The 19,677-nt window shown below is 68.7% G+C and carries 18 protein-coding genes; 11 read left to right on the top strand and 7 right to left on the bottom strand.

The window, feature by feature from the left end; translation table 11 throughout:
• The first annotated feature begins 22 nt into the window (after positions 1–22).
• Positions 23–2,122 (top strand): type IIA DNA topoisomerase subunit B, encoded by a 2,100-nt coding sequence (locus tag SB754_RS09000; protein WP_410781983.1) that lies wholly within the window; start codon positions 23–25, stop codon positions 2,120–2,122.
• A gap of 123 nt (positions 2,123–2,245) precedes the next feature.
• Here the strand turns inward: SB754_RS09000 and SB754_RS08995 are convergent, their stop codons facing one another.
• Complete coding sequence (locus SB754_RS08995; RefSeq protein ID WP_410781982.1) at positions 2,246–4,732, bottom strand: DNA topoisomerase (ATP-hydrolyzing) subunit A; 2,487 nt, start codon at positions 4,730–4,732, stop codon at positions 2,246–2,248.
• A gap of 128 nt (positions 4,733–4,860) precedes the next feature.
• Here SB754_RS08995 and SB754_RS08990 point away from each other — a divergent pair, with 128 nt between their 5' ends.
• Positions 4,861–5,982, top strand: coding sequence for an alkaline phosphatase family protein (locus SB754_RS08990; RefSeq protein ID WP_410783292.1), 1,122 nt, complete (start codon positions 4,861–4,863; stop codon positions 5,980–5,982).
• Between the two features lie 138 nt (positions 5,983–6,120).
• On the opposite strand, the gene sepH is transcribed toward SB754_RS08990, so the two are convergent.
• The gene (sepH, locus tag SB754_RS08985; protein ID WP_410781981.1) at positions 6,121–7,239 is read right to left on the bottom strand and encodes a septation protein SepH; all 1,119 of its coding nucleotides are present in this window, start codon (positions 7,237–7,239) and stop codon (positions 6,121–6,123) included.
• A 204-nt stretch (positions 7,240–7,443) separates the two neighbouring features.
• Between sepH and SB754_RS08980 the strand changes: the two genes are divergently transcribed.
• Positions 7,444–7,737, top strand: coding sequence for a DUF4193 domain-containing protein (locus SB754_RS08980; protein WP_285116440.1), 294 nt, complete (start codon positions 7,444–7,446; stop codon positions 7,735–7,737).
• 25 nt (positions 7,738–7,762) lie between these two features.
• Here SB754_RS08980 and SB754_RS08975 read toward each other — a convergent pair whose 3' ends face one another.
• Positions 7,763–8,209: a DUF3093 domain-containing protein gene (locus SB754_RS08975; RefSeq protein ID WP_410781980.1), complete on the bottom strand. Its 447-nt coding sequence runs from the start codon at positions 8,207–8,209 to the stop codon at positions 7,763–7,765.
• A 39-nt stretch (positions 8,210–8,248) separates the two neighbouring features.
• On the opposite strand from SB754_RS08975, the gene dut reads away from it, so the two are divergent.
• The 6 genes from dut to SB754_RS08945 all read left to right on the top strand — a co-directional run bounded on the left by dut (position 8,249) and on the right by SB754_RS08945 (position 16,021).
• On the top strand, positions 8,249–8,707 hold the full coding sequence (gene dut / locus SB754_RS08970) for a dUTP diphosphatase (RefSeq protein ID WP_410781979.1): 459 nt from the start codon (positions 8,249–8,251) through the stop codon (positions 8,705–8,707).
• Complete coding sequence (locus SB754_RS08965; RefSeq protein WP_410781978.1) at positions 8,704–9,375, top strand: DUF3710 domain-containing protein; 672 nt, start codon at positions 8,704–8,706, stop codon at positions 9,373–9,375. The genes dut and SB754_RS08965 overlap by 4 nt, the downstream gene beginning before the upstream one ends.
• A gap of 9 nt (positions 9,376–9,384) precedes the next feature.
• Positions 9,385–10,191 carry a DUF3159 domain-containing protein gene (locus SB754_RS08960; protein ID WP_410781977.1) on the top strand — a complete coding sequence of 269 codons (807 nt, stop codon included), beginning with the start codon at positions 9,385–9,387 and terminating at the stop codon, positions 10,189–10,191.
• 31 nt (positions 10,192–10,222) lie between these two features.
• On the top strand, positions 10,223–12,598 hold the full coding sequence (locus tag SB754_RS08955) for an HAD-IC family P-type ATPase (protein WP_410781976.1): 2,376 nt from the start codon (positions 10,223–10,225) through the stop codon (positions 12,596–12,598).
• 140 nt (positions 12,599–12,738) lie between these two features.
• Positions 12,739–15,552, top strand: coding sequence for an aconitate hydratase AcnA (acnA, locus tag SB754_RS08950; protein WP_410781975.1), 2,814 nt, complete (start codon positions 12,739–12,741; stop codon positions 15,550–15,552).
• A gap of 115 nt (positions 15,553–15,667) precedes the next feature.
• Positions 15,668–16,021: a hypothetical protein gene (locus tag SB754_RS08945; protein WP_410781974.1), complete on the top strand. Its 354-nt coding sequence runs from the start codon at positions 15,668–15,670 to the stop codon at positions 16,019–16,021.
• A 73-nt stretch (positions 16,022–16,094) separates the two neighbouring features.
• Here the strand turns inward: SB754_RS08945 and SB754_RS08940 are convergent, their stop codons facing one another.
• Positions 16,095–16,472: a cupin domain-containing protein gene (locus SB754_RS08940; RefSeq protein WP_410781973.1), complete on the bottom strand. Its 378-nt coding sequence runs from the start codon at positions 16,470–16,472 to the stop codon at positions 16,095–16,097.
• A gap of 70 nt (positions 16,473–16,542) precedes the next feature.
• Between SB754_RS08940 and SB754_RS08935 the strand changes: the two genes are divergently transcribed.
• A complete protein-coding gene (locus SB754_RS08935; protein ID WP_410781972.1) occupies positions 16,543–17,001 on the top strand; it encodes a MarR family winged helix-turn-helix transcriptional regulator in 459 nt (152 codons plus the stop codon).
• Between the two features lie 49 nt (positions 17,002–17,050).
• Here SB754_RS08935 and SB754_RS08930 read toward each other — a convergent pair whose 3' ends face one another.
• Both SB754_RS08930 and SB754_RS08925 read right to left on the bottom strand, forming a co-directional pair.
• A complete protein-coding gene (locus SB754_RS08930; RefSeq protein WP_410781971.1) occupies positions 17,051–17,437 on the bottom strand; it encodes a hypothetical protein in 387 nt (128 codons plus the stop codon).
• Positions 17,438–17,451: 14 nt separating this feature from the next.
• Positions 17,452–17,886 (bottom strand): SDR family oxidoreductase, encoded by a 435-nt coding sequence (locus SB754_RS08925; RefSeq protein ID WP_410781970.1) that lies wholly within the window; start codon positions 17,884–17,886, stop codon positions 17,452–17,454.
• Between the two features lie 89 nt (positions 17,887–17,975).
• Between SB754_RS08925 and SB754_RS08920 the strand changes: the two genes are divergently transcribed.
• Positions 17,976–18,662 carry a TetR/AcrR family transcriptional regulator gene (locus SB754_RS08920; protein ID WP_410781969.1) on the top strand — a complete coding sequence of 229 codons (687 nt, stop codon included), beginning with the start codon at positions 17,976–17,978 and terminating at the stop codon, positions 18,660–18,662.
• Between the two features lie 59 nt (positions 18,663–18,721).
• Here SB754_RS08920 and SB754_RS08915 read toward each other — a convergent pair whose 3' ends face one another.
• On the bottom strand, positions 18,722–19,633 hold the full coding sequence (locus tag SB754_RS08915; RefSeq protein ID WP_410781968.1) for an NAD-dependent epimerase/dehydratase family protein: 912 nt from the start codon (positions 19,631–19,633) through the stop codon (positions 18,722–18,724).
• Between the last annotated feature and the right edge of the window lie 44 nt (positions 19,634–19,677).

The following is a 19,677-nucleotide window of genomic DNA, read 5'->3' as shown; positions in this document are numbered from 1 at the left end:
CACCGATCCACAAGGAGCGCTCGTGGCGAGTTCGGACTATTCGGCCAGGCACCTCTCGGTGCTCGAGGGGCTGGAGGCCGTCCGCAAACGACCCGGCATGTACATCGGTTCCACCGACTCCCGGGGTCTCATGCACTGCCTCTGGGAGATCATCGACAACTCGGTCGACGAAGCGCTGGCCGGGCACGGCTCCAGCATCGAGGTCATCCTGTACGCCGACGACAGCGTGGAGGTGCGCGACAGTGCTCGCGGCATCCCCGTCGACATCGAGCCGAAGACCGGACTCTCCGGCGTGGAGGTCGTCTTCACCAAGCTGCACGCGGGCGGCAAGTTCGGCAGTGGCTCGTACGCCGCCTCCGGTGGCCTGCATGGCGTCGGCGCGTCGGTCGTCAACGCGCTCTCGGAGCGCCTCGACGTCGAGGTCGACCGCGACGGCAAGACCTGGGCGATGTCGTTCCACCGCGGCGAACCCGGCATCTTCGACGACAAGAAGGGCGCTCCCAGCCCGGACAGCCCGTTCTCGCCGTTCGTCAGCGGCAGCGAGCTGCGCGTCGTCGGCAAGGTCGGCAAGAACGTCACCGGTACGCGCATCCGCTACTGGGCCGACCGCCAGATCTTCACCAAGGGCGCGGAGTTCTCCACCGACGACCTGATCGGGCGCGCCCGGCAGACGGCGTTCCTGGTCCCCGGGCTGTCGCTCTCCATCGACGACAAGCGCCCGGGCGCTGCCGGCGCCGAGCCGGCCGGGCTGGCCACCTTCCGCTACGAGGGCGGGATCTCGGAATTCGTCGACTTCCTCGCGCCGGACAGCCCGATCACCGAGACGTGGCGACTGACCGGCGAGGGGCAGTTCACCGAGACCGTTCCGGTGCTGTCGGACACCGGCGCCATGGTGCCGACCGAGCTGAAGCGCGACTGCCAGGTCGACATCGCGCTGCGCTGGGGGACCGGGTACGACACCGTCATGCGCAGCTTCGTGAACATCATCGCCACGCCGAAGGGCGGCAGCCACCAGGCGGGATTCGACCAGGGCCTCCTGAAGTTCCTGCGCCAGCAGGTGGAGCTGAACGCCCGGCGGTTGAAGGCGGGAACGGACAAGCTCGAGAAGGACGACGTGATGGCTGGGCTGACCGCCGTGCTCACCGTCCGCCTCCCGGAACCGCAGTTCGAGGGTCAGACCAAGGAGATCCTGGGCACGCCCGCCGTTCGCGCCATCGTGGCCAACGTGGTGCAGAAGGCGATGGCCGAGCGGTTCGGGTCGTCGAAGCGCGATGACAAGGCGCAGTCGGCACTCGTACTCGACAAGGTCGTCGCCGAGATGAAGTCGCGCATCTCCGCGCGCGCCCACAAGGAGACACAGCGTCGCAAGAACGCGCTCGAGACGTCCTCCCTCCCGGCCAAGCTGGTGGACTGCCGCTCCAACGACGTCGCCAACAGCGAGCTGTTCATCGTGGAGGGCGACTCGGCCCTCGGCACGGCTCGCCGCGCCCGCGACAGCGAGTACCAGGCGCTGCTGCCGATCCGGGGCAAGATCCTCAACGTGCAGAAGGCGTCCATCTCGGACATGCTGTCGAACGCCGAGTGCGCGGCCATCATCCAGGTCATCGGCGCGGGCTCGGGGCGCAGCTTCGACCTGTCGGTGGCGCGCTACGGCAAGGTGATCATCATGTCCGACGCGGATGTCGACGGCGCGCACATCCGCACGCTGCTGCTGACACTGTTCTTCCGGTACATGCGCCCGATGATCGAGGAGGGCCGCGTGTTCGCCGCCGTCCCGCCGCTGCACCGCGTCGTGGTCGTGAACCCGGGGTCGAAGCCCAACGAGACGATCTACACGTACTCGGAGGCCGAGCTGCAGGCGGTGCTCTCGGACCTGAAGAAGCGCGGAAAGAAGTACCAGGAGCCCATCCAGCGTTACAAGGGACTCGGCGAGATGGATGCGGACCAGCTGGCGACCACCACGATGGATCGCGCCCACCGCACGCTGCGCCGGGTGCGCGTCCCCGACGCCGAGGCGGCGAACCGGGTGTTCGAGCTCCTGATGGGCAACGACGTCGCCCCGCGCAAGGAGTTCATCATCGCCGGCGCCGACGACCTCAGTCGCGCCCGCATCGACGCCTGACCCGCGCCTGCGGGGTTCGCCCCCACCGTCGAGTCCTCACAAAGTGCACGGCCGCACGGCGTGTCGCGTGCAGTTTTTGAGGACTCGACGGCGGCGGCGGGGGCGGGGGCGGGGCGAAGCAGGTCAGGCGATGCGGCGGCCGATGGAGCCGACGACGGTGTCGAGCGGGGTGCCGGAGCCGTCGCGACGCGAACCGCCCTCGGGGAGGGTGCGCGCGACGCCGTCGGGCGCGACGGCCAGCGCCGGTCCGCGGCCGGCCCACGCCAGCACGAGCTCGCTCTCGCCCTTCAGGAACCGCTGCGCGCGCACGCCGCCGGTGGCGCGCCCCTTCGCCGGGAACTCGGAGAAGTCGCTCACCTTGGCGGTCCCCGGGTCCGCGCCGGGCAGCGTGGCGTCGCTGGCTGCGATCGTCGCGACGACCGCCTCCTCCGCCTCACCCGCGGCGACAGCGCCGAAGTAGATCACCCGAGCGCCTGAGCCGAGGTTGATGCCCGCCATGCCGCCGGCCGCGCGTCCTTGCGGCCGCACGCTGGAGGCCGCGAAGCGCAGCAGCTGCGCGTCGCTGGACACGAACACCAGCTCGTCCTCGTCCGTCACCGTCGTCGCGCCGACGACCTCGTCGCCGGCCTTCAGCCCGATGACCTCGAACTCCGGCTTGTTCGCCCAGTCGCCCGCGGTGACGCGCTTGACCACGCCCTGCTTCGTCCCGAGCGCGATCGTGCGCTCCGAGTCGAGGCCGACGATCGCGAGGATGCGCTCCTTCTTGTCGGCGAGGGCGAGGTAGTCGCCGATCTTCACGCCGGCGCCGAGCTGGATGGAGTTCGCCGGCACGCCCGGGAGGTCGACGGGGGAGAAGCGGATCAGCCGGCCACGATTCGTCACGGCGCCGATCTCGCTGCGGCTGGTCGTGTCGAGCTGCGACAGGATCGCGTCGTGCTTGCTGCGGCGGGCCGGTGGCTGGATGCGGTCCAGCCCGCCCTCGCCGTCGGCGGCGCCCACGACGGCATCCACCCGCAGGATGCGCCCGGTCGTCGAGAGGTAGACGCGCGTCGGCACGTCGGCGACCTCGAGTTGCACGGTCGCGGCCTTGCTGCGCGAGGCCCCCGCGATGGAGGGCTTCGCCTCGGTCAGCAGTGTGCGACGCGGGGTCCCGAAGCGGGCGGCGACCTGCTCCATCTCGTCCGATACCAGGTCGTGGATGCGCTGCTGCGACGCGAGCAGCGCCTCCAGCTCGGCGATCTCTGCGCGCAGCTGGTCGCGCTCGGTCTCCAGCTCGATGCGGCTGAACTTGGTCAGCCGCCGCAGCCGCAGCTCGAGGATGTAGTCGGCCTGCAGCGTGCTCAGGTCGAACACCTGCATGAGCCGTCCGCGCGCCTGCTCCGTGTCGTCGGAGGTGCGGATGACCTGGATGACCTCGTCGATGTCGAGGATGGCGATGAGCAGGCCCTCGACGAGGTGCAGCCGCTCCTGCCGCCGGGCGAGACGGAACTGCGACCGCCGGGTGACCACGCTGACGCGGTGGTCGAGGTAGACCTGGAGGAGCTCGCGCAGGCCGAGGGTCTGCGGGCCGCCCGCGACGAGGGCGACGTTGTTGATCGCGAAGCCCTCCTCCAGCGGCGTGTACCGGTAGAGCTGCTCGAGCACGGCCTCCGGGCTGAACCCGGTCTTGAGGCCGATGACGAGCCGGAGGCCGTTCTGGCGGTCCGAGAGGTCGGTGACGTCGGAGATGCCGTTCAGCTTCTTGGCGTTGACGCCGTCCTTGATCTTCTCGATGACCTTCTCGGGGCCGACGAGGTACGGGAGCTCCGTGACGACGAGGCCGCTCTTGCGCGCAGTGATCGACTCCACCGTGACCTTCGCCCGCATCCGGAAACTGCCGCGCCCGGTCGCGTACGCGTCGCGTACGCCGGCGAGCCCGGCGATGGTCCCGCCGCCCGGAAGGTCGGGGCCGGGCACGTACTCCATCAGGTCGTCGAGGGTGGCGTCCGGGTTGGCGAGCAGGTGGCGGGCGGCGCCGACGACCTCGATGAGGTTGTGCGGCGCCATGTTGGTGGCCATGCCGACCGCGATGCCGCTCGCGCCGTTCACCAGGAGGTTGGGGAAGGCCGCCGGCAGCACATCGGGCTGCATCAACTGGTTGTCGTAGTTGGGAACGAAGTCGACGACGTCCTCGTCGAGGTCCTCCGTCATGGCGAGCGCGGCCGCCGCGAGGCGCGCCTCGGTGTAGCGGGCGGCGGCGGGGCCGTCGTCGAGGGAGCCGAAGTTGCCGTGCCCGTCGACCAGCGGAACGCGGAGGGTGAAGTCCTGCGCCATCCGCACGAGCGCGTCGTAGATGGCGCTGTCACCGTGCGGGTGCAGCTTTCCCATCACCTCGCCGGTGACGCGGGCCGACTTGACGTGACCTCTGTCTGGCCGCAGACCCATCTCAGTCATCATGTACAGGATGCGGCGCTGCACCGGCTTCAGGCCGTCGCGAGCATCCGGGAGGGCGCGGGAGTAGATCACCGAGTAGGCGTACTCGAGGAAGGAGCCCTGCATCTCGGTCGTGACGTCGACGTCTTCGATGCGTTCCGTCGTCGCGGCGGCGGGCTGGTCGTCTGCTGGTGTCATTCGTGCATTCTGTGCAGGTCGGGGCTCGGGTGGAGCGCGTGCGTCGGGTGAAGCGCGGCTCGGGTGGAGCGCGGGGGCGGCTCATCCGGTCGTGCGCGGCCTGTGCCAGACTGGGCCGGATGCCCCCCATGCTACCGGCCGCGTTCACCAGCCGAGCGAGCCTCGCCACGGTTCTGCCGAGTTCGCTGGCGGCTCTCGGCGGCGCGGAGAACGACCTCGGCCTCCCGCGCCTGGAGCACCTCGTCGTGATCGTCGTCGACGGTTTGGGCGCCGCGTCGTTGCGGGCCCGCGCCGGCCATGCACGCACGCTCGCGCCGATGCTCGGCAAGACCACGACGATCGATGCGGGCTTCCCGACGACGACGGCCGCCGCGCTGGCGACGTTGACCACCGGGACGACGCCCGGCACGCACGGGCTGGTCGGCTACCGGGTGCGGGATGCCGCCGGCCGGCTGACGAACCAGCTGTCCGGCTGGGATGCGCGGATGGATCCGGCGACCTGGCAGCGGTCGCGCACGGTCTTCGAGCGCGCGGTCGAGCAGGGCATCCCTGCCCGCGCGATCGGTCTGCCGAAGTTCGCGGGGTCCGGTTTCACGGCGGCCGTGCTGCGCGGGGCGGAGTTCGTCGGCGTTCAGTCCCTGGAGGGCCGGTTCGCCGTGGCCGCCGACGTCGTGGCGGCGGGTCCGGGGCTGACATACCTGTACGTGGCGGAGCTCGATCAGCTCGCGCATGCCCGCGGGTGGGAGTCGGCCGACTGGACGGCCGCACTGGAGACGCTCGACGCCCAGGTCGCCTCCCTCGCCCGCCGGCTCGGACCGGGACGCGGCGCCCTGCTGACCGCCGACCACGGCGTCGTCGACGTGCCGGAGAGCGGCCATATCCTGTACGACACCGCGCCCGAACTTCTGGAGGGCGTGGCCGACATCGCGGGCGAGCCGCGGCTGCTGCACCTCTACACGGCCCAGGATGCCTCGCCGACGGATGTGGCCGAGCGCTGGCGCGCCGCCGAGGGCGACCGCTCCTGGGTCGCCACGCGCGCGGAGGCCATCGAGGCCGGCTGGTTCGGCCCGGCGGTCGACGCGGAGGTCGTCCCGCGCATCGGCGACGTGCTGGTCGCCGCGCGTAAACGCATCGCCTACTACGACGGCCGGGATCCGCAGCGCACCGGCCGCAACATGGTCGGCCAGCACGGTTCGCTCACCGCCGAGGAGACGCGGGTCCCGCTGCTCCGTTTCGGCGCCGCCGCGTAGCCTCCATCCCCGCCGTCCCCGCCGTCCCCGCCGTCCCCGTCCCATCCCGCTTCGTCGAGGTGCGCGTTGTTGCGTGCGACACGCCGTATGGGTGCGCAACAAGGTGCACTTCGACGAAATGGGAGAGAGCGGAGGGGGTTAGGCCAGGTCGTCGTCGGTGCGCGCGCCGAAGACGATCTCGTCCCAGCTCGGCATCGCGGTGCGGCCCTTCTTGCGGCCGGAGGGCTGCGGGCCGGAGTCGTTCTGCGACGCGGGGGGCGCCGGAACGTCGAGGGGGAGCGGCGGCTGCTCGGAGACCGGAGGGCGCTCGTCGACGACACGGAACGGCGACGTGGGAGCAGCCGGAGTGGCGGGCGGCTCGACGGGGATCGGATCCTCGGCGGACGGCCGGTCGTCGTATGTGGCGGCCTCGCGCTCGCCCCGGCGGCGCCGCAACGCCTCCAGCAGGTCGGCCGTCTGGTGCAGGTCGCGGGGCGCTCCGTCGTCGGCGCGCTTGATGGCCGACACCTGGATGGAGTTGTTGGCGCCGGGTGCGCGGGTCTGGGTCAGCGGCTCGATGGGCGCCGTGATCTCCGGGCCGAGCAGGTCGGGCGTCGGAGCGGGGAAGGTGAAGGCACCGCTGTCGAAGCGGGAGCTGTCCGGCTCGCCCTCGTGGGGCAGCACGGCGCGCAGCCGCGGGATCAGAGCGCCTCCGCGCAGCTCGCCCGCCTGCGACAGCGTGGTCGCTTCCGAATTGAGGGGGGCGAGTCCGTGCTTGCGGGCGTCGTAGGACCAGCGGGCGTCGTGGTCGATCGTGTCGGCCGTGAACTCGAGCTTCACGATCCAGCCGGTCTCGCTATCCTTCCAGCTCGCCCAGCGCTCACCGGACACGCCGAGCGACGCGAGCCGGTCGCGGATGACCGAACCGAAGGTCTCGGCCTCGCCCAGCGGGTCGACGGCATCGGTGGTGTGCACGGGCACGCTGAGGGCGCTGGCGACGATGTGCTCGCGCTCGGCGAGGATCGGTCCCTCGAAGCGCTGGACGTACTCCAGCGGGGCGCCGGTGACCGCCGCGACGTCCTCTGCGGACATGCCGGAGCGGATGTGCGCCTGGACTTCGCGCGGAGAGAGTTTGGGGGCGTCGGCGGGCGCCTCCTGGCGCACCTGCCTGACTTTCGACTGCAGCGTTTCGTCGACGGCGATGCGGAAACGCTCACCGTCGTCGCCGACGGCGACGAGTGCGCCGTTCTCGACCCCGATGACCTTCAGATCCTGCATGTGGACTGCCTTCCGAGCTCGTTCGTACCGCCCCAGGATCGCACGCGGAACAAGGCAATCCGGGGAATACAACGGGCGTGCCGGAAGTTGCACACCGAGCAATCGCTGAGAAGCCCCCGAGCGGTTTTGCTATTCGGGGGTGATTGATGCAAACTATGGCCGCCGATTGCGAGAATCGGCCGTTACGACGAGAAGTGGATGGGCATGGCAACGGATTACGACGCACCGCGGAAGACCGAGGACGACTCCGAGTCGATCGAGGCCCTCAAGGAGCGTGTCCCGGACAAGATGTCGGGTGTCGTCGACGTCGAGGACGCCGACAATCCCGGCGGCTACGAGCTCCCCGGTGCCGATCTCTCTGACCTCGATCTCGACGTCGTCGTGCTGCCTCCCCAGGCGGACGAGTTCACCTGCGTGAACTGCTTCCTGGTGAAGCACCGCTCGCAGATCGATCACGACACCAAGCTCGGACCGATCTGCGTGGAGTGCGCCGCCTGACGCGACGCCCTCCCGACGACACCGCCTAGGAGGCGGGTCGAGCCTCACCGAGAACCCGGACCAGCTGGTCCGGGTTTCTTGTTGAGAGCAGCCAGTAGGGCGCCGGGTCGTCCAGGTCGAGGAGCGGGACCTTCACGACGGGTTTGATCCAGCCGCGGATGAGCAGCCAGGCGCGGGCGTCGAGCCGGCGACCGCGCTCCTGCGTGGCGTCGTCGCCCTGGTACGCGGTGGGCGCGCCGACGAGACCGAGCGGGATGCGGGCGTGCCCGGCGACCAGCTCGTCCTCGGTCACCCGGATCACCGGCGCCGTCACGACGAGGAAGATCGCCCACGCGGCGTAGACGACGATCGCCAGCACCACTCCCACGGCGAAGTTGATCGGTGCGAAGACGAGCATGATGGCGGGGATCACGAGCAGGGTGGAGATGAACAGCCAGGGGGTCGCCCACAGTCGCTCTCGGTACAGGTCCATGACCTCTATTCGATCAGACTTCTGCACTACCCTCGACACGTGACCGATACCGTCGACGTCCCGATCATCGCCTCGTTCCCTCCCACCTACGCCCACCCGGATGACGCCGGGGCCGACCTGTGCGCGGCCGAGGCCGCCGTGCTGGGACCGGGGGAGCGCTTCACGATGCCGACCGGGGTCTCCATCGCCCTGCCCGAGGGGTACGCGGGCTTCGTGGTCCCACGCAGCGGTCTCGCCATGCGGCACGGCCTGACCATCGTCAACGCGCCCGGCACGGTGGATGCGGGGTACCGCGGCGAGATCCGGGTGACCCTCCTCAACACGGACAGGTCGATGCCGTACGATATCGCCGTCGGCGACCGGATCGCCCAGCTGATCGTCATGCCGGTCACGCGTGCCCGGTTCATCCCCGTCGACACCCTCCCGGACAGCCACCGCGGCACAGCGGGCTTCGGCTCGTCCGGGTACACCGTGACCGAGGCAGGAGAACACGCGTGAGCGACATCAGCGACACCCCGCGCGGGTCCGACGAGGGCGTCGAACTCGAGCAGCAGGGCGACGCCCCGGAGTTCGAGAAGTCGGCTCCGGAGGACCGTGCGACCGAGGGGCCGCTCGACGAGAGCGAGGCCAACCCGGTCCGCCCCTACGTCGACCTCGGGGGAGTGAAGATCCTCCCGCGCGAGGGCCTGCACCTGCGCCTGGAGGTCGAGGAGGAGACCCAGCGGGTCGTCGCCGTCGGCCTCGACTACGCCGGATCCACCCTCCAGGTGCAGCCGTTCGCGGCCCCACGCTCGTCCGGGCTCTGGCACGAGATCCGCGACCAGATCACCGACCAGATCCAGCGTCAGGGCGGCCGGGTCACCGAGCGCGACGGCGCCTTCGGGCCGGAGCTCGTCGCCGAGATCCCGGTCGCCGCCCCGCAGGGCGGTCCGGTGGAGACGCGCGTCGCACGGTTCGTCGGCGTGGACGGCCCGCGTTGGTTCCTCCGCGGTGTCATCGCGGGAGACGCTGCGGTGCAGCCCGAGGCTGCTGCCCTCGTCGAGGACCTGTTCCGGAGCATCGTGGTCGTCCGCGGGACGGTGCCGATGCCGCCGCGCGACCTCATCCCGCTCCGGATGCCCGCCGCACCCACTGCGGGCACAGAGAACGACTACTCCTCTCTTTAGGGCGCCGCCATGACCGATCAGGACCGTCCGGGGGCGGAAGCGCCGGACGCGCACACCGGGGCGCACACTGAGGCGCCGTCGGACGGGGCGAGCCCGGCACCCGCTCCCGCGCTCGGCGAGAGCATCGCGGCGGCCGCACGCCGGTCCGGACTGGGGCAGCTCGCCGAGACGGACACCTCGACGGGAGCAGCGCTCCTCGGCGCGCTCGGCGGCATCCGCGGGCTGTGCGAGACGATCCTGCCCGGGCTGGTCTTCCTCGTGCTCTTCACGTTCACGCAGAACGTGCCCGTCTCGATCGTCAGCTCGGTCGCCGTGGCAGTCGTGTTCACGGTGGTGCGCGTCATCGGGAAGACTCCGGTCACCCAGGCGATGGCCGGGCTGATCGGCGTCGGCATCTCGGCGATCCTGGCGCTCATCACCGGGCGCGGTGAAGACAACTTCCTGCTCGGGATCTGGACCAATGCCGCCTACGCTGCCGGCATCCTGATCTCGATCCTGGTCCGCTGGCCGGTGATCGGCCTGGCCGCCGGGTACCTGATGGGCGACGGTGTCGCCTGGCGTCGCGACAAGCGGAAGTTCCGGGTCATGCAGGCGCTGACGTTCCTGTGGTTCCTGCTCTTCGCTGCCCGGCTGGTCGTGCAGGTGCCGCTCTACCTGGCGCACACCGACGCCGCGACGAGCGCGCTCGCGCTGACGAAGCTTCTGATGGGCGTCCCGTTGTACGCGCCGCTGCTGCTCGTGACCTGGTTCGTCGTGAAGGGCCAGTTCCCGCAGAAACCCGTCACGAAGGGCGCGGCGGCGCGTCCTACCAAGTAGAACGATCGCGCGAGGCGACGGAGGGGGACGGATGCTGGACGCGGGTACGCAGGAGGGGCTGACCACCGCACAGGTCGCCGAACGCGTCGCCGCGGGTCGCGCCAACACGCAGACCCAGCCCAGCTCGCGGTCGCTCGGCGACATCCTGCGCGAGAACATCTTGACGCTGTTCAACGGCATCCTCACCGCCTGCTTCGTCGCGGTGCTGCTGCTCGGCGACCTCCGTGACGGCTTCTTCTTCGGCATCGTGGTCGTCAACGCGCTGATCGGGATCGTGCAGGAGTATCGCGCCAAGCGGGTCCTCGACCGGGCCGCGCTGCTCGCCGCCCCGCACAGCCGGGTGCGCCGCGACGGCGAGGTGACGACCGTGGCACTCGAAGACGTCGTGCTCGACGACCTCCTCGTCCTGCGCCCGGGCGACCAGGTGCCCGCAGACGCCGTGGTGGTCGAGAGCACCGGCCTGTCGCTCGACGAATCGATGCTGACCGGCGAGTCCGACCCGATGTTCAAAGACGACGGAGCGCCGCTGCTCTCCGGGTCGCACGTCGTCACCGGAACCGGTCTCGCCGTGGTGACCGCCGTCGGCGCCGACTCCTACGCCAGCAAGCTCACCAGCGAGATCCGCAAGCACTCCCTGGTCCGCTCGGAGTTGCGCGAGGCGACCAACCGCATCCTCGTCTACCTCTCGTGGATCCTCGGGCCGCTGATCATCGTGACGCTGGTCGGCCGAGTGCTGACCTACGGCGGCTTCGCGGACCTCTTCCACGACGATCACTGGCGCCGGGCGCTCGTCGACGCTGTCGCGGCCGTGGTCGGCATGATCCCGGAGGGGCTGGTGCTGCTGACGAGCCTGGCCTTCGGGGTGGCCGCGATCCAGCTCGCGACCCGCAAGGTGCTGGTGCAGGAGCTCGCCGCCGTCGAAGTGCTCGCCCGTGTCGACGTGCTGTGCCTCGACAAGACCGGGACGCTCACGACGGGTGAGCTCTCGTTGCACGGCACCGAAGCTCTGGGCGACCGGGTGGAGGCGGAACTCGCCGAGACGGCGCTCGCCGCGTTCGGGTCGGACGAGGCGGGCAACGCGACCTCCGGCATCCTCGGTTCGCGATTCCGGAGCGACCGTTTCCGCGTGACGCGCCGCATCCCGTTCAGCTCGGTGACCAAGTACAGCGGTCTCGTCATGACCGTCGAGGGTGAGGAGAGCGGCTGGGTGCTCGGAGCGCCCGAGCGTGTGCTGGACGGGCATCCGGAGGAGTCGGCGCGCGCGATGGAACTCGCGGCGACGGGTCTCCGCACGCTCGCGCTCGCGCGCGCGGTCGACCCGCTGCCCGCCGAGTTGCACACGCCGCTCACCGGTACGCGTGTCGAACCGGCGCTGCTCGTCCTGCTCGCTGAGACGCTGCGACCGGAGGCGAGCGCGGCACTCGCCTACTTCCGCGACCAGTCGGTGCGTGTCGTCGTCATGTCCGGCGACAACCCCGTCACCGTGGCGGCCATCGCACGCGAGCTGCAGCTGGAGGGCGAGGCGATCGACGCGTCCACCCTCACCACCGACGACGAGCTCGCGGAGGCGCTGGATCGCGCCGCCGTGCTGGGTCGCGTCAGCCCCGACCAGAAGCGCACCGCCGTCCGGCTGCTCAAGGACCGCGGCCGGACCGTCGCGATGACCGGCGACGGCGTCAACGATGCCATGGCGGTGAAGGACTCAGACCTCGGGATCGCGATGGGCAGTGGTACGGCCGCGACCAAGGCGGTCTCGAAGGTGGTGCTGCTCGACGACCGGTTCGACCGGCTGCCCGACGTCCTGGCCTCCGGGCGTCGCGTCATCGCGAACGTCGAGCGGGTCTCCAACATCTTCCTGGCGAAGACGACCTACGGCATCCTGCTGGCCCTGGTGAGCGCGGTGCTGCTCTGGCCGTTCCCGTTCCTGCCGCGCCAGCTGACCCTCGTGTCATCGCTCGCCATCGGCATCCCGGCGTTCTTCCTGGCGCTGGCGCCGAACAAGCGGATCTACACGCCCGGCGTGCTCGGGCGCATCCTCAAGTACTCGGTGCCGACCGGCCTGATCGCCGGCGTGACCGCGATCGTGGCGTATGCGCCGCTGTATCGCAGCATCCCGCTGCACGAGGCGAGGAGCGTCACGACGGTCGCCCTGTTCTGCGTCTCGTTGTGGATCCTGTGCGTGCTGACGAGGCCGCTGACGGGCATCCGCTGGCTGCTGCTCGCCGCGGTCGCCGCGGCCTTCGTGCTGGTGTGCGTCATCCCGTTCACCTCCTCGTTCTTCGAGATGCACGTGCGGCTGGATGCCTCACTCGCCTGGGGGGTCGCGGTCGGTGCGGTGGGGGCGGCGGGAATCGAGCTGTTCTACCGCTTCGCGAAGCGGCGCGCCCTGGTCTTCGACAGGCAGTGAACGTGGTAGATTTATCTCGACGTCAAGATACTTTCCCCTGGTGCTCATTTAGGCTTACCTTGCTGGAAAGGCGCTTCGACGGACGACGAGGATGGACGAGGCGTGCGTGAACATCGCCTGCCAATGAAGGAGAGGCCATTGTGTCTGCAGTGAACAGCTTCGGTGCGAAGAAGACCCTGACGGTCGGATCGCGCGACTACACGATCTTCGGGATCGACACCGTGGAGGGCTACGAGCGGCTTCCGTTCAGCCTCAAGGTGCTGCTCGAGAACCTGCTCCGCACCGAGGACGGCGCGAACATCACCGCAGAGCACATCCGTGCTCTGGGGGAGTGGGACCCGGCGGCAGAGCCGAACACCGAGATCCAGTACACGCCCGCCCGGGTGATCATGCAGGACTTCACCGGCGTCCCGTGCATCGTCGACCTCGCCACCATGCGCGAGGCCGTCTCCGCCCTCGGCGGCGACCCGAAGAAGATCAACCCGCTCGCGCCGGCCGAGATGGTCATCGACCACTCCGTCATCGCCGACCTGTTCGGCCAGCCCGACGCTCTGGAGCGGAACACCGACCTCGAGTACGAGCGCAACGGTGAGCGCTACCAGTTCCTCCGCTGGGGTCAGACTGCCTTCGACGACTTCAAGGTCGTCCCGCCGGGAACCGGCATCGTCCACCAGGTCAACATCGAGTACCTGGCCCGCGTGACCATGACGCGCGAGATCGATGGCGAGCTTCTCGCCTATCCGGACACCTGCGTCGGCACCGACTCGCACACCACCATGGTCAACGGCCTGGGCGTGCTCGGGTGGGGCGTCGGCGGCATCGAGGCCGAGGCGGCCATGCTCGGCCAGCCTGTCTCGATGCTCATCCCGAAGGTCGTCGGCTTCAAGCTGACCGGCGCCATCCCGACCGGTGTGACCGCGACCGACGTGGTGCTGACCATCACGCAGATGCTGCGCAAGCACGGCGTCGTCGGCAAGTTCGTGGAGTTCTACGGCGCCGGTGTCGCCGAGGTCCCGCTCGCCAACCGCGCCACTATCGGCAACATGAGCCCGGAGTTCGGCTCCACTGCCGCCATGTTCCCCATCGACGACGTCACCCTCGACTACCTGCGCCTCACCGGCCGCAGCGAGGAGCAGGTGCAGCTGGTCGAGGAGTACTCGAAGGCGCAGAGCCTGTGGCACGACGCGTCCATCGAGCCCGTGTACAGCGAGTACCTGGAGCTCGACCTGTCCACGGTCGTGCCGTCGATCGCCGGCCCGAAGCGCCCGCAGGACCGCATCGAGCTCGACCACGCCAAGGAGCAGTTCGAGAAGGACCTCGTCGACTACGCCGACGTCTCGCACGACCTGGTCGACCTGACCATCTCCGAGTCGTTCCCGGCCTCCGACCCCGGCGAGCTCTCGCCGGAGGACTCGAACAGCACTCACGTGCACACCCACCACAGCCACGCTCCGAAGGTCGCCTCCAACCCGACCCCGGTCACGCTGGCGGAGAACGGCGAGGGCTTCGTCCTCGACCACGGCGCGGTCGCCATCGCGGCGATCACCTCGTGCACCAACACCTCCAACCCGTCGGTCATGCTCGCCGCCGGCCTCCTGGCGCGCAACGCGGCGAAGAAGGGCCTCAAGGCGAAGCCGTGGGTCAAGACCACGCTGGCCCCGGGCTCCAAGGTCGTCACCGACTACTACGAGAAGGCCGGACTGACGAAAGACCTGGAGGCCCTCGGCTTCTACACGGTCGGCTACGGCTGCACCACCTGCATCGGCAACTCGGGCCCGCTGCTCGACGAGATCTCGCAGGCGGTCAACGACAACGACCTCGCCGTCACGGCGGTGCTCTCGGGCAACCGGAACTTCGAGGGCCGTATCAACCCCGACGTGAAGATGAACTACCTGGCGAGCCCGCCGCTGGTCATCGCGTACGCGCTCGCCGGTTCGATGAACTTCGACTTCGAGGTCGACCCGCTGGGCACCGACTCCGACGGCAACGACGTCTTCCTCAAGGACATCTGGCCCGACGCAGCAGAGGTGCAGGAGACCATCGACTCGTCGATCAACGAGGGGATGTTCGTCCACCAGTACGCGTCCGTGTTCGAAGGCGACGAGCGGTGGAAGTCGCTGCCCACGCCGACCGGCTCCATCTTCGAGTGGGACGAGAAGTCCACCTACGTCCGTAAGCCCCCGTACTTCGAGGGCATGACCCTCGACACGACGCCGGTCACCGACATCGTCGGGGCCCGCGTGCTCGCGAAGCTGGGCGACTCGGTCACCACCGACCACATCTCGCCCGCCGGCTCCATCAAGGCGGACACCCCGGCCGGCCGGTACCTGACCGAGCACGGCATCGAGCGCAAGGACTTCAACTCCTACGGCTCGCGCCGCGGCAACCACGAGGTGATGATCCGCGGAACGTTCGCGAACATCCGTCTGCGCAACCAGCTGCTGGACGGCGTGGAGGGCGGCTACACCCGCGACTTCACCCAGCCCGACGCCCCGCAGTCGTTCATCTACGACGCCTCGGAGAACTACCAGGCGCAGGGCACCCCGCTCGTCATCCTGGGCGGCAAGGAGTACGGCTCCGGGTCGTCGCGCGACTGGGCGGCGAAGGGCACCAGCCTCCTCGGTGTGCGCGCCGTCATCACGGAGAGCTTCGAGCGCATCCACCGGTCGAACCTGATCGGCATGGGCGTGGTCCCGCTGCAGTTCCCGGCCGGCGAGTCAGCCGACTCGCTGGGACTCGACGGCACCGAGGTGTTCTCGATCAGCGGCCTCGAGCAGCTGAACGAGGGCGTCACGCCGAAGACCGTGCACGTCGTGGCCGAGCCGAGCGAGCAGTCGCCCGCGGGCAAGAAGGCCGTCGAGTTCGACGCGGTGGTCCGGATCGACACCCCCGGTGAGGCCGACTACTACCGCAACGGCGGCATCCTGCAGTACGTGCTGCGCAGCCTCGTCTGAGGTCGAGCATCCACGGGGGAGGCCCGGGACCGTCGGGTCCCGGGCCTCCCCCGTGCACTCGCGGAACGAGATCGCCCGGGGGCGAGCTTCGAACAGCGATCGCTACTGTTGAGACGTGGAAGAGGACTGGATCGAACATCGACGCCCAGACGATGGAGAGCGAGTGGGCTGGATGAAGCCCGTGGATTCGGGGTTCGTCGCGATCGATGTGTTGGGCCGTCCGCGGACGGGCGTCGTGGACTGGCTGCTCGCGGAAGAGACTCTCGACGAACTCGGGTTGGCTTATCTTGCCGACCCGCACGAGTTGCGGCTGGATGACGGCTCCTGGCTGCGGGTGCGGATCGCCGAGGTATCGCCGTCTGCGGTTCGTGTGAAGAAGGATGATTGGGGCGATATGAACGCAACCCAGATCTTCTACACGGTGTCGTTCCCTGTGACGGAAGATCGGCTTCGGCCCCTGCTCCGGTGACTGGTCTCTTCGCGTCGCTCGGCGGACGATAGGGGCGTCGTGCGTCCGAAAGGACGTGGGCAACGCCCAGCGGTCACTGGGCCCATGGCGGACGGACCGTATCCGTGGTCCCTTCGAGGGTGAATGTCATTCCGAGTGGGGTGATGATCCAAGCGGTCGCGGGTTCGTCGGTCTCGTTGCTGACGCGGAAGCGGGATCCTGCCGGAATGGTGACGGCGTCGCCGGGAAGCAATTCGGCACGCTCGTCGCCGATTTCCGCCTGCACTCTGCCGGACAGAACGCGGAACACCTCCTCGACCGACATGCGGTGCGGAACGCCGGGCGTATTCGGAGGAAAGGTCGCCTGCCATGCCCCGAGTGTGCTGGCGCCGGTTGCCGAGCGCGCGTATGAACGGAATAGGACGCCGTGCACGGTGAATTCTTCTGCATCGTCTGGCTTCGTCAGAAGCATGTCGCTCCAATCGGTCAATAAGGTTGACGATAATGGTCAATGACGTTGACCGTCAAGATAGAGTGGCTTCGTGGAAGACGACCTGCCTGACAACGTGGTTCCTTTTCTGCTTCTGGCGAGCTTCCGAGGGTTGATCGACGAGTTGCATCGCCGCCTGGCCGAGCGGGGGTTCGGCGATGTGCGGGCCATCCACGGAATGGCCATGCAGGCGGTGGGCAGGGGATGCACGGCGACCGAACTCGCCAAACGGCTCGGTGTCTCCAAGCAGGCGGCTGCAAAGACCGCCCAGGCCCTCGGCGCGCTCGGTCTGCTGCGCAGCGAGATCAATCCTCACGACCGACGTGAGCGGCGCCTGGAACCCACCGCGCGCGGAAACGCGATGTTGGCCGAGTCCGGACGGATCTTGACGAAGCTGGTAGGGAGCTGGCGCGAAACCGTCGGCGACAACAATGTCGACATCACCATCCGCACGCTTGCGGCCACCGATCACGGAAGACGATCGATGACCGACGTGTCCGATTGGCTCTGAGTGAGCAGGTCGATAATGCCGCGATCGGCTTTCCCGGCCGCCCGGAATCTCAGCGGAAGAGGTCGGCGTGGTCGATGACCCATTCCCGGAACGTGCGGGACGGCCGATCCGTGATCCGGGTGTATTCATCCGAGATATCCGGCGTGGCGCCAACCGCCTCACGCCAGTCCGTGATGATTTGACGAACCCAGACCTCTGGTACGTACTGAGAGAGCATCGCGGCCGATTCCGCTTCGCTCTGCTCGATGACGGAGAGCTCACGACCGATCACGGCGCCGATCGTCGCCACTTGTTCACGGAGGCTCAACCGCTCCGGACCGGTGAGCACGGGCTTCGCGTTCAGTAGCGTGTCCCCGGTGAGCGCCGCCACCGCGACGTCGGCGATGTCTGCCTCATGGATGGGCGCCTGAACTGCGTCCGGATACGGCAGCGCCACCGCGCTCTGTCCCTTCACGCTCCAACTCCAGCGGGCAGCGTTACTGGCGAATCCGCCCGCTCGAAGGAAGTGAAACCCAGTCCGGATGCCTCGATGGCTCGCTCGACACGCAAGAATCGGGATCCGTTGAAGTCCTCCTCTGCGCCGGGGAACGTCACAGCCGAGGAAGACAGCAACACCACGTGCTGTGTCCCTGAGCGCGTCAACTGGGCGATCAACGGGTCGGGCTCATCGAGGTCGGCATAGAGGAACACGCGATCCACCCCGTTCAGCGCGGACGCGAAGGATGTCGGGTCGTCGAGGTCGGCGCGCACCACCTCGACCTCGTCCGGAAGCCTCACCTTCTGCGGGTCACGGCTCGTTCCCCGGACGCGTTCTCCGCGTTCCAGGAGGCCGGCGACGACCCGACTGCCCACTGAACCACTTGCACCGACCACCCGCACCGACATGAATCCTCCTCGGACACGTATTCACGAACATCGTTCGCGAACATTGTTCGTCAAAAACGCTGTTCGTGTCAATTCGCTATAGTGAGAGGATGCAGTTCCCCGAGCCGGTTTCTCGTCGCGGCCGCCCCGCGAAGGCGCCGCTGTCGCGGCGATCGATTCTCGACGCGGCATTGGCGCTGATCCGGGAGCGGAGTGTCGACGCTGTGACGCTCCGCGATGTCGCTGCGGCGGTGAACACGGGTCCGGCCTCGCTCTACGCCTACTTCGCCAGCCGGGACGCACTGTTGGAGCACGCGCTCGACGAGGTCTATGGCACTGTCGAGCTCGTCGAGGTCGCAGCTGGGGGTTGGGAAGCGGCGCTGTCGGCCACGATCGTGAATACGATCCACGCCCTGGAGTCCCATCCCGGCATCGGCGTCGTCGCGCTCGGCACAGTCCCGACCTTGCCCGGTGCGTTGCGCTTGGCCGAGCACGAACTGGCGCTCATGGAGGCCGGTGGTATCAGCGATGAGGATGCGGCGCTCGCGATCGACCTCATCGCCCAGTTCGCCGTTGCCACGGCCGTGGAACGCACCGTGCGCCACCGGGAAGGCAGGGGTACGAGCGGGCAGGAGAATGACGTTCTCGCCGCTTATGCGACGGCCGATCCCGAGCGGTTCCCCCGGGTCAGGCGGCTTGCGCCTGCACTCACTGCAGCCGACGAGCACCGCCGCCGCGACTTCGCGATACAGGTCATCATCTCCGGGTTGACCGCGAAGAGGCACGGCCGCGTCTGACGGTGAGTGCGACCCGGCCGCTCACGGCCGACAGCGGCACCGGCGCCAATGCGGGCCGGTCAGCGGGCTGCCGTACGCAGCCACTCGGTATACGTCTTGAGCCCGTCTTGCGTCGTGATTCGGGGAGTGAACCCGGTATCGGCGGCTAGCTTGTCGATGTTGAGCGGCCCGACGTGGTAGCGGGGTGCGTCGGGCGAGATCGACAGCGACGCCCTGGGAATCAACTGGCGGATGGCATCTGCGACTTCCTGATCCGAGACGACAGATCCGCTGCCGATGTTGTATATCGAGTGGTTCAACTTCGGTGTAGTGAGCACCGAAACGATCGCCTGTGCAGCGTCCTCTATGTAGATGAGGTCGCAGGACACGTCGGCGTCCAGATGCAGCGGCTTACCGGCAATGGCGGCGTGCAGGAGCCGCGGCAGTCCGATGAAGCGCGAGGTGGGGTTGCCCAGCGGGCCCCACGCTCCTCCGATGCGCAGCCCGACGAGCTCTACAGCGCCGCTGTTGCGAGCGAGGTCTGCGGCGAGCTCGAGCGACTTCTTCGCCGCCGCGACCCCATGGGGCGCGAGCGGGGGCAGTGGCATGTCCTCGAGGTAGGGCGGTTCCACTCCTGCATAGACCCCGATCGAGCTTGCATAGACGAGGCGGCTGACGCTAGCGCTGCGCGCGAAGCGGATCGCGTTGGCGAAACCCCGTAAGTCCGCTGCCAGGTCATCGAGCGGGTCGCCGACACCATGTGTCGCGACGAGGTGCACGACGGCGTCGACCTGGAAACGTGATCCAAGCTCATCCCACTGATCCTGATCGAGCACGTCAAGTTGAGCGACCGTCAGTCCCTCTCGCCCACTCAGGAAGGAAACGGGTTGCCGGCGGCTGTGCGTAGTGGCAAGGACGTGGTGCCCGCCCTCGAGGAGGGCGTGGGTGAGATGGGAGCCGATGAAGCCGAGGCCGCTGGTTACGAGAATCACAGTCGTCACTCTAGCTGACGATCAGGAGGCCTGTAAGATTGCGC

Origin of the sequence: Leifsonia sp. SIMBA_070 (genome assembly GCF_046534635.1) — a bacterium.
Taxonomy (GTDB): Bacteria; Actinomycetota; Actinomycetes; order Actinomycetales; family Microbacteriaceae; genus Leifsonia.
This window is presented reverse-complemented; position numbering and strand designations above follow the sequence as displayed.